Genomic DNA, 10,468 nt, shown 5'->3' with positions numbered 1-10,468 from the left:
CCCCGGCTCCGGCCCCCGAGCCTGCTCCGGCCGCTGCACCCGCTGCTCCGGCTCCGGCCGCAGCTCCCGCGGCAGCACCTGCTGCACCGGCTCCTGCTGCTGCTCCGGCCGCAGCCCCCGCCGCTCAGGCCCAGCCTGCAGCCGGCGTCGTCAACTCCGGCTACGTGACTCCGCTCGTGCGTCGTCTCGCCAACCAGAGCGGCGTCGATCTGTCGACGATCACCGGCACCGGTGTCGGCGGACGCATCCGCAAGGAAGACGTCCTGCAGGCGCAGTCGTCGAGCTCGGCTCCCGCAGCCGCGCCCGCCGAGGTCGAGGTCTCGCCGCTGCGCGGCACGACCCAGCCGATGTCGCGTCTCCGCAAGGTCGTCGCTGAGCGCGCCGTCGCTTCCATGCAGGGAACCGCTCAGCTCACGACCGTCGTCGAGGTGGACGTCACGAACGTGGCTCGCTACCGCGACGCCGTGAAGAGCGACTTCCTCGCCAAGACGGGCAACAAGCTGTCGTTCCTGCCGTTCTTCGCCCTCGCAGCCAGCGAGGCCCTGAAGACGTACCCGATCATCAATGCGACGGTCGACGGCACGGACATCGTCTACCCCGCTTCGGAGAACGTCAGCATCGCCGTCGACACCGAGCGCGGTCTGCTGACCCCGGTCATCCGCGACGCGAGCTCCAAGTCGATCGCGACCCTGGCCGCGGAGATCGCAGACCTCGCCCAGCGCACGCGTGACAACAAGCTGCAGCCGGACGAGCTGTCGGGCGGCACCTTCACGCTGACCAACACGGGTTCGCGCGGCGCGCTGTTCGACACGCCCGTCGTGTTCCTGCCGCAGTCGGCCATCCTCGGCACGGGCATCGTCGTCAAGAAGCCGGTCGTCCTCTCGGCCGACGGCCAGGACTCGATCGCCATCCGCTCGACGGTCTACCTCGCACTGAGCTACGACCACCGCATCATCGACGGCGCGGACGCTGCACGCTTCCTCGTCGCAGTGAAGAACCGCCTCGAAGCAGGCGACTTCGCAGCTTCGCTCGGAGTCTAGGCTCCATCGAGGTCGGTTCCTCACGAGGACCCGTACCCAAACAGTTCGCGCAGACGCCAGCCCGTCTCGGTCCTCATCACGAGGATCGTGACGGGCTGGCGTTCTGTCGTTCCAGCTGGCGGAACCGCGGTGCCGGAACACACGGCGGCGTCGCCTTGTCTGCCGACGAGCGACACGGAACCCGCCTCGACGTCGACCGCTCGACGGCCCTCGGCCGGCCCCGCCACCGCTTCGCGATCGGCCTCGTCCGCCGCTGAGCCCGGCTCGCTCAACGTGCCGAGACACGCGGCGTCCGCAGCCGCGAGACACGCTGACCGACGCCGCAGGAGTTCGACCGTCGCCGCGAGCGGATCGTCTCCCTTGAGCGCGTCTTCGGCACCGAGCGAACCCGCTCCGGGCGTCTGTGAGCCGCCCGGTACCAGTCCGTCCGGCGCCGCCGCGTCCGACTCCCCGCTGCCTGCAGGTGCGCCTGCGTCCTGTGGCCCGGATGCGGTGGCGGTCGGCGACGGCGACGCATCCGCTCCGCTCGGCCGCTGCTGTGCGGAACTCGAACCGGCGTCCGGGAGCGCGAGGACGATCGCCGTGCTGATGACGACCGCCACCGACACGCCCAGGAGCACCGCGCGGCGCCTGGTCCGCGACACCCGGCGACGAGCACTGCGTCGTGGCGCATCGACGGCCTCCGACCCGCCCGCAGCCGCCCGCGAACTCGTCCTCGGCTCGTGCCGACGCCCATCGGAACACTCGGCGTCGAGACGAGCGTCCTGGTCCGGACGCCCACCGTCGTGACGTCCTCGAACGATCGATGCGCATCCCGCGCGAACTCCGGCCGCCAGCCGCATGAACGACGCAGGCACCGCCCGACCCGAAGCGCCGGTTCGAGGGACTCGGCGGTCCCGACGCCCAGTGTCGTGCGCCGCCTGTGGAACTCCGAACCCTCTCGACTCGATCGCCGCACGCGAGACCTCGGCCGGGTCGGCGTCCAGGAGGACGGGGAGGGGACGCGCGAGTCCGAAGACTCGCTCCTCGAAGGCCGTCGCGAACTCCTCGGGGGTGAGGACGTCGCCCATCTCGGCAACCCAAGCCGTGGAGGTCTGCTCCCCCCGCGTCTGGTCGGGTTCTGCTCCGGCTGCCGGGAGTACCGCGTCGATCACGGCCGCCAGGCATCGCCAGTCGGCTCCTGGATCCGTGGGAGCGTCGGCCGAAGCACGCCCCCAACCGCAGAGGACGGGGCGTCCGGATCGGTCGAACCTGATGTCCGCCGCCGTCACCGAACCATGCACGACGCCTCGATCGTGCGCATGTCGGAGCGCATCCACGAGCGGCGCGAGGATCGTGACAGCCTCTCCGGGAGCGATCGTCACCCGTCGGCGCAGGAGATCGGGCAGATTGCCTCCACCCAGCCGTTCGACGAACAGGCACCAGCCGCCATCGTCCGCCTCGGCCAGATCGATGACGGCGAGCACATGCCGGTGGTCGAGGGCGGTGAGCACCGACGCGACACCCCTGGCCAGAACAGCCGGTGCTCCGCCGGACGGTCGCAGGAGCACTGGTTCTCGATCGGACGACCGCCCGCTCATCGTGGAGATCGCCGTCCACGTCGGCCCAGTCCCGAGCGTCCGCCCGAGCCGACTGCCGCCGATCCGCGAGGGCTCCAGCCGGGCCGCCGACCCGAATCCCGGGTGCAGTCCGGCGTCCGCAACGCGCTGGGGCCCGTCTGCTGAAGACGTTGAAGACTCCTGGCGGTGCGGGCGGTGTCGTGTCATCGGCATCTCCCGATCCTGCGCTCACGATGGCTCCGATCAGACCGACTTCGACGATCTGTGGACAGACGGGCAGGGTCGCGACCCTGTGGAGGAGAACGCATCATCCGTTGCCCTCCGCACCGGGTATCCTGGGAGCATGGCTCAGAAGGACACGCCCGCACAGGCGCAGAAGGAACCAGGCCGCTTCAAGCAGCTCTGGCAGGTGTTTCAGCTCACGCGCCGCCACGACAAGGCCGCGCAGTGGCTCATGCTCGGCGGATTCTTGCTGCCGACTGCCATCGGCATCGTCGTCGCGCTCGTGTTCTCCCCCGGCAACATCTTCGCGCTCGTCATGTGGATCATCGCAGGCGTCCTCGGTGGCGTCCTCGCGGCGCTGTTCATCCTGACACGCCGCGCGGACCGTGTGGTCTACACCCAGATCGAAGGACGCCCGGGCGCCGTCGGTCAGGTCCTCCGCGCCGCGCCGCGTTCCTGGCAGGCGAGCGAAATGCCCGTCGCAGTGAACCCCAAGACCCAGGACGCCATCTACCGCGCCGTCGGTCGTGGCGGCGTCGCCCTCATCGCAGAGGGCCCGAAATCGCGTACGAGCCGTCTCCTCGAAGACGAGAAGCGCAAGGTCACCCGCATCCTCCCGAACGTGCCCGTCACGGTGTTCCACGTGGGCCCGGACGCCGACTCGGTCTCGCTGCGTCAGCTCTCGCCGTCGCTCCGCAAGGTCAAGAAGTCGCTCACGAACCCCGAGGTGCTCGCGGTGAGCAACCGACTCTCCTCGTTCGGCTCGCAGCTGCCGATCCCGAAGGGCGTCGACCCCATGAAGGTCCGTCCGCAACGCGTCCGCTGACCTCTCCGCACTGACGAATCCCCGGCGTTCCGCTCATCTCGAGCAGGAACGTCGGGGATTTCTCGTTGTACCGGGCGATGCAGCCGGGCCGGCGAGGACGGGATCAACGAAGCGACGGGATCAACGAAGCGACGGAGGCGACGAAGCGACGGAGGCGACGTCACCGCGTCCGTCCGGAGGATCCGGATCGACCTCAGCGCATCCGGAGCAGGACGGTACCGGCGATCTTGTCGTGGAATCCGCGCTGGTCCGAGTCCCACACGAGGGCCGGGACGACAACGCACAGGAGCACCGTGCGAAGCAGTGGCCGCCACACGCCGACCCAACCGCCCGTGAGCGGCACGACCCGCAGACCGCACAGACGATGGCCGATGCTGCCGCCGATCGTCGGAACGAACACGGCCTGCATCAGCCCGAAGATGATGAGGGTCGCGAAGCCGTCGTAGGCGAAGAAGGCGACCGAGAGGACCGCAGCGATCGCCCAGTCGATGGCGAGCGCACCGATCCGACGGCCGAGACGACCGACCGAACGGACCCCGGTCTCGGGGAGGCCGAGCCGTTCACCTGGATATCTGCTGGGGGGAAGCTCGCCAAAGGTACGGGGATTCTGCGGGGCGTCGGGCACTGTGACATTCTATTCGAGGTGAGATTCTCGTAACATCCACGAAACATGGGTGTCACGGGTGGGTAATCCCCCGCCCGTAGTCTCGCAGGTGGCTGCGCTGTGCAGCCTCCTCAGTACCAATCCATTGGAGCCATTCACATGTTCAGTGATTCTTCCGAGGTGCTCAAGTTCATCAAGGACACCGATGTCAAGTTCCTCGACATCCGCTTCACCGATCTTCCCGGTGTGCAGCAGCACTTCAACATCCCGGCCAACACTGTCGACGAGGAGTTCTTCACCGTCGGCCAGCTGTTCGACGGCTCGTCCATCCGTGGCTTCGCAAACATCCACGAATCCGACATGCAGCTCATCCCGGATGTCTCCACCGCTTACGTCGACGCCTTCCGCGCCGAGCGCACGCTCATCATGGTCTTCGACATCTACAACCCGCGCAACGGCGAGATCTACTCCAAGGACCCCCGCCAGGTAGCCAAGAAGGCCGAGAAGTACCTCGCCTCCACAGGCATCGCGGACACCGCGTTCTTCGCTCCCGAAGCCGAGTTCTACATCTTCGACGACGTGCGTTACGAAGTGAACCAGCACTCGAGCTTCTACTCGGTCGACTCCGAAGAGGGCGCCTGGAACACCGGCCGCGCCGAAGAAGGCGGAAACCTCGCCAACAAGACCCCGTACAAGGGCGGCTACTTCCCCGTCAGCCCCGTCGACAAGCAGGCGGACCTCCGCGACGACATCTGCCTCAAGCTGATCGACGCCGGTCTCATCCTCGAGCGCAGCCACCACGAGGTGGGCACGGGCGGCCAGGCCGAGATCAACTACCGCTTCGACACGATGGTCGCCGCAGCCGACGACATCCTCAAGTTCAAGTACATCGTGAAGAACACGGCCGAGCAGTGGGGCAAGACGGCGACGTTCATGCCGAAGCCGCTCTTCGGCGACAACGGCTCTGGCATGCACACGCACCAGTCGCTCTGGAGCGAGGGCAAGCCCCTCTTCTACGACGAGAACGGCTACGGCGGCCTGTCCGACCTGGCTCGCTGGTACATCGGCGGCCTGCTCAAGCACGCTCCCGCCGTCCTCGCCTTCACGAACCCGACGGTGAACTCGTACCACCGCCTGGTCCCCGGCTTCGAGGCTCCGGTCAACCTGGTGTACTCGGCCGGCAACCGTTCCGCATCGATCCGCATCCCGATCACGGGCACGAACCCGAAGGCCAAGCGCATCGAGTTCCGCGCCCCCGACGCCTCCGGCAACCCGTACCTCGCGTTCGCCGCGCAGCTCATGGCCGGCCTCGACGGCATCAAGAACCGCATCGAGCCGCACGAGCCCGTCGACAAGGACCTGTACGAGCTTCCCCCCGAGGAGGCGAAGAACATCCCCCAGGTTCCCGCGTCGCTCGGTGAGGCGCTCACGGCTCTCGAAGAGGACCACGAGTTCCTCCTCGCCGGCAACGTGTTCACGCCGGAGCTCATCGAGACCTGGATCCAGTACAAGCGCGAGCAGGAGATCAAGCCCCTCGCGCAGCGTCCGCACCCGTTCGAGTTCGAGCTCTACTACGGCGTGTAGTCACTGACCGCACCGGAACGGCCCCGCAGTCCTCGGACTGCGGGGCCGTTCTGCGTGCCCACTCTTCCGTCCCGCCCCTCCGCCTGGACGCTGAGGTGAGGCTTCCGGTCGTTTCCGGGCGCTCGGAACGACCGGAAGCCTCACCTCGGCGGGAGGAGGGCGGTGAGTCAGGACGTCGCAGCGCTCTCGATGCCGTAGAAGCCGAGCTCGAAGACGGCCCGCGCACGCCTCGTGACAGCGAGGTAGTCCTGCTCGAGGACGCTCGCGGAGCCCGGAGGGTACTCGAGGAGCCGAGCGACGCCCTCGAGCTGCTGCCGGTCACTCGGCAGCACGTCCTGCGTCTTGTTCAGCCACAAGGTCATCGCGGACCTGGCGCGAGACGCGAAGATCCACGCGGCACGGAGGCGTTCGGCCGCCCACGCCTCCACGAGACCCGCCTCGACGGCGGCGTCGAGCGCCTGCAGCGTCGACGTCGTGCGAAGACCGGGGAGATCCGCTCCATGCTGCATCTGGAGGAGCTGGACGTACCACTCCACATCGCTCAGCGAGCCGCGACCGAGCTTGAGATGACGGGTCGGGTCAGCGCCCTGGGGCAGCCGTTCGCTCTCCACCCGCGCCTTGATGCGCTTGACCTCGCGCACGGCCTGCTCCCCGACGGCGACCGGGTACCGGACGGTGTCCGCGAGCCCCTCGAAGTCGGCGATGAGTTCGTGGTCGCCCGCGACGCCGGCCGCACGGAGCAGCGCTTGCGCCTCCCAGGTGAGCGACCACCGCTCGTAGTACGCACGATAGGAGTCCAAGGAGCGCACGACGGGGCCGTTCTTGCCCTCTGGACGAAGACCGAGGTCCAGGTCGAGCGGGAGCCGTGCGTCCTCTGTCAGGCGCTTGAGCTCTGAGGCGATCGCCTGAGCACGCTGCTGCGCGTCCTGCGACTCCGCACCGATCGGCCGGTAGACGTACATGACGTCGAGGTCTGATCCGAGCCCGAGTTCCGCTCCCCCATAGCGCCCCATGGCGATGATCGCGAACTCGATGCCCGCTCCACCGCCGGAGATGCCGCGGACGGCTTCGAGGATGCCGGAGAGCGTGACCGAGGAGATGTCGGTGAGGGCGATGGCGAGGCGCTCGACGTCGAGGAGACCGACGGTCGACGACATCGCGACCCGGAGCACCTCGCGTCGCCGGATCCCCCGCAGCGCCGCTGCAGCGCTGTCGGCGGACTCGTGCCTGCGGAGGATCGACGCCGCCTCCTCCTCCAGAGCGGCACGGGAGCGAGGCTGGAGATCGTCGTCCCCGGCGAGCCAGGCGGCGGACTCCGGGATGCGGTCCATGAGCTCACCGATGAACCGTGAACCGGAGAGCACCCGGGTCAGCCGCTCGGCGGCGCCGGAGGTGTCCCGCAGCATGCGCAGGAACCAGTGGGACTCGCCGAGTGCTTCGCTCAGGCGACGGAAGGCGAGGAGACCGTAGTCGGGGTCCGCTCCGTCGGCGAACCAGCCGAGCATCACCGGCAGCAGGTGGCGCTGGATGCTCGCCCGACGGGAGACGCCCGTCGTGAGCGCGCCGATGTGGGCGAGCGCGCCACGTGGATCGAGGAAGCCGATCGCGGCGAGACGTGCTTCGGCCTGTCCGCTCGTGAGGCTCAGCCCGCCATCGGGCAGGGCCGCCACGGCGGAGAGCAGCGGACGGTAGAAGAGTCGCTCGTGGAGCTGCCTCACCTCGTGCTTCGTCGACTCCCAGCGGGCCTGGAGCCCGTCGGCGCTGCTCGCGAGCGTGCTGGCCCTGGCGAGCGTTCGCAGGCTGTGCTCGTCGCGGGGCATGAGATGGGTGCGTTGCAGCTTCGCGAGCTGCAGGCGGTGTTCGAGGACGCGGAGGAGGCGGTAGTCGTCGGCGAACTCACCGGCTTCCGCGCGCCCGATGTACCCGCCGGACGCCAGTCCGTCGAGCGCCCCGAGCGTGCTGCGCTGGTGCACCGTGTCATCGGTCTGCCCATGGACGAGCTGGAGGAGCTGCACGGTGAACTCGATGTCGCGCAGGCCGCCTGGTCCGAGCTTCAGCTGATAGTGGACGTCCTCCGCAGGGATGTGCTCGGTCACGCGCTCGCGCATCCGCTGCACGGAACCGACGAAGCCCTCACGGGACGCGCTGTCCCACACCTTGGGCTGCACGGCCGCGATGTACCGTTCGCCGAGGTCCAGGTCACCCGCCATCGCACGGGCCTTCAGCAGAGCCTGGAACTCCCAGCTCTTCGCCCAGCGGTCGTAGTACGCGACGTGCGACTCCAGGGTGCGCACGAGCGCACCCGCCTTGCCTTCCGGTCGCAGGTTGGGGTCGACCTCCCAGAGTCCGGGTTCGATCGCCGCCTGGTCGATGCCGCGCATCGTGAGGATGGCGAGGCGGGTCGCGATGTCGACCGCGCGGCCGTTCTCGAGGTCGGCCGCCTCATCGCCCTCGCCCACGAAGATCACGTCGACGTCGCTCACGTAGTTGAGCTCGCGCGCGCCTGCCTTCCCCATGCCGATGACGGCGAAGCGGGTCGCCGCGACCTCCTCACGGGGGAAGACGCCCGGCCCGCGCGGGCCGCTCGTCATCGCCCTGGCGACCGCGATGGAAGCGTCGATGGCCGCGGCGGCGAGATCGGCGAGCGTCGCGGCGACGAGGTCGACGACGGCGAGCGGGTCCTCAGCGCACAGGTCGTACAGCGCGACCTCCGCGAGCAGACGTCGGTATCGCGTGCGGAGCGCGTTCCAGGCCGGCTCGTCGACGAGTCCAGCGAACCCGTCGGTGGCCTGCACGCTCTCCAGGAGCGATGCGCGTGCTTCGTCGAGCGTCGGCAGGGTCGGCTCCTCGAGCCGGAACACCTCGAGCTGCTCGGGATGGCGCAGGAAGAAGTCGACGAAGCCCTGCGACGCGCCGAAGAGTCGGAGCAGACGCGAGGCGGCCCCGGCATCGGCCAGCAGGGCGCTGATGCGCTCCTGCTCGTTGCGCGCGACCATGAGCACGCCGCCCAGGGCGGCGCCGGGATCAGCGCTCGTCGCGAACGACGGCGTGACGACATCGAGGTCGAACGTCACCATCTCGGCGAGTTCGGCCAGCTGCCCGCGGGCAGCGCTCAGCTCGGTGAACCCGAGCCTCGCGAGTGTGCTGAGCGCGATGTTGTCCCGCACCATACGACCACCGACCACGGACGGACCGCCCGGACGGACGGACCGGCCTGGGTCAGAGCATCTCCAGGTTGCTCTCGAGCTCGTACGGCGTCACCTGGGCGCGGTACTCCTGCCACTCCTGTCGCTTGTTGAGCAGGACGTAGTTGAACACCTGCTCGCCGAGCGTCTCGGCGACGAGCTCCGATCCCTCCATGAGCCCCACGGCGCGGTCGAGGCTGGCGGGGAGCGCGTTGTACCCGAGCGCGCGGCGTTCGGCGTCGGACAGCGTCCACACGTTGTCCTCGGCCTCCGGAGGCAGTTCGTAGCCCTCCTCGATGCCCTTGAGACCGGCGGCCAGCATGAGCGAGAACGCGAGGTACGGGTTGGCCGCGGAGTCGATGGCGCGGTACTCGACACGCGCGCTCTGCCCCTTGTTGGGCTTGTAGAGCGGCACGCGCACGAGCGCGGAGCGGTTGTTGTGCCCCCAGCAGACGAAGCTCGGTGCCTCTGCCAGCTTGTTGGGTCCGACGCCACCCCAGAGACGCTTGTAGGAGTTGACGAACTGGTTCGTCACAGCCGTGATCTCAGGGGCGTGCGTGAGCAGGCCAGCGATGAACTGACGGCCCGTCTTCGAGAGCTGGTACTGGGCGCCTGCTTCGTAGAAGGCGTTCGCGTCGCCTTCGAAGAGCGACATGTGCGTGTGCATGCCGCTGCCCGGCTGGTGCACGAGCGGCTTCGGCATGAACGTCGCGTAGACGCCCTGCTCGATCGCGACCTCTTTGATGACCGTGCGGAACGTCATGATGTTGTCCGCTGTGGTGAGGGCGTCCGCGTACCGGAGGTCGATCTCGTTCTGACCCGGACCAGCTTCGTGATGGCTGAATTCAACCGAGATGCCGAGGTCTTCGAGCATGCGGACGGAACGGCGACGGAAGTCGTGGGCGGTGCCGCCCGGGACGTTGTCGAAGTAGCCGGCCGAGTCGACGGGCTCCGGTCCGTTGACGCCGTACTGCGACGACTTCAGCAGGTAGAACTCGATCTCGGGGTGCGTGTAGAAGGTGAAGCCCATGTCGGCGGCCTTCGCCAGCGTGCGCTTGAGCACGTTGCGCGGGTCGGCCACGGCGGGCTGGCCGTCAGGCGTCGTGATGTCGCAGAACATGCGGGCGGTCGGGTCGATCTCGCCCCGCCACGGGAGGATCTGGAACGTCGTGGGATCCGGGTGCGCGAGCAGATCGGATTCGAAGGAACGACTGAGCCCTTCGATCGCCGAGCCGTCGAATCCGAGGCCCTCGGTGAACGCCCCCTCGACCTCTGCTGGAGCGATCGCGACCGACTTCAGGGTGCCGACGACGTCGGTGAACCACAGTCGGACGAACTTGACGCCCCGCTCCTCGATCGTGCGGAGAACGAAGTCGCGCTGCTTATCCATCTGCCCTCTTCCTCATGGCCGTCGGCCTCTGTCTAGGCTACTGGTTCCGAGTCGGTTT

At 68.4% G+C, this 10,468-nt stretch carries 7 protein-coding genes; 3 read left to right on the top strand and 4 right to left on the bottom strand.

Features of this window, described 5'->3' with window-relative positions; translation table 11 throughout:
* Positions 1 to 1,040 (top strand): 2-oxo acid dehydrogenase subunit E2 (locus tag ACQ3HB_RS06760; RefSeq protein ID WP_430918907.1); only part of this gene is annotated, 1,040 nt, incomplete at its 5' end.
* A 20-nt stretch (positions 1,041 to 1,060) separates the two neighbouring features.
* Here the strand turns inward: ACQ3HB_RS06760 and ACQ3HB_RS06755 are convergent.
* Positions 1,061 to 2,812, bottom strand: a complete 1,752-nt coding sequence (locus ACQ3HB_RS06755) for a serine/threonine-protein kinase (protein ID WP_430918906.1) — start codon at positions 2,810 to 2,812, stop codon at positions 1,061 to 1,063.
* Between the two features lie 130 nt (positions 2,813 to 2,942).
* Here ACQ3HB_RS06755 and ACQ3HB_RS06750 point away from each other — a divergent pair, with 130 nt between their 5' ends.
* Positions 2,943 to 3,647: a DUF4191 domain-containing protein gene (locus ACQ3HB_RS06750; RefSeq protein ID WP_430918905.1), complete on the top strand. Its 705-nt coding sequence runs from the start codon at positions 2,943 to 2,945 to the stop codon at positions 3,645 to 3,647.
* A 193-nt stretch (positions 3,648 to 3,840) separates the two neighbouring features.
* Here ACQ3HB_RS06750 and ACQ3HB_RS06745 read toward each other — a convergent pair whose 3' ends face one another.
* Positions 3,841 to 4,272 carry an RDD family protein gene (locus ACQ3HB_RS06745; protein ID WP_430918903.1) on the bottom strand — a complete coding sequence of 144 codons (432 nt, stop codon included), beginning with the start codon at positions 4,270 to 4,272 and terminating at the stop codon, positions 3,841 to 3,843.
* Between the two features lie 138 nt (positions 4,273 to 4,410).
* Between ACQ3HB_RS06745 and glnA the strand changes: the two genes are divergently transcribed.
* Positions 4,411 to 5,835, top strand: a complete 1,425-nt coding sequence (glnA, locus tag ACQ3HB_RS06740; protein WP_347867224.1) for a type I glutamate--ammonia ligase — start codon at positions 4,411 to 4,413, stop codon at positions 5,833 to 5,835.
* A gap of 167 nt (positions 5,836 to 6,002) precedes the next feature.
* Here the strand turns inward: glnA and ACQ3HB_RS06735 are convergent, their stop codons facing one another.
* The gene (locus ACQ3HB_RS06735; RefSeq protein WP_430918901.1) at positions 6,003 to 9,005 is read right to left on the bottom strand and encodes a bifunctional [glutamine synthetase] adenylyltransferase/[glutamine synthetase]-adenylyl-L-tyrosine phosphorylase; all 3,003 of its coding nucleotides are present in this window, start codon (positions 9,003 to 9,005) and stop codon (positions 6,003 to 6,005) included.
* Positions 9,006 to 9,054: 49 nt separating this feature from the next.
* A complete protein-coding gene (locus tag ACQ3HB_RS06730) occupies positions 9,055 to 10,410 on the bottom strand; it encodes a glutamine synthetase family protein (protein WP_430918898.1) in 1,356 nt (451 codons plus the stop codon).
* Positions 10,411 to 10,468 lie beyond the last annotated feature (58 nt).

Origin of the sequence: Plantibacter lichenum, assembly GCF_050587525.1 — a bacterium.
Taxonomy (GTDB): domain Bacteria; phylum Actinomycetota; class Actinomycetes; order Actinomycetales; family Microbacteriaceae; genus Plantibacter.
Note: the sequence above shows the minus strand (reverse complement) of the source record. Positions and strands in the feature narration are given on the sequence as shown.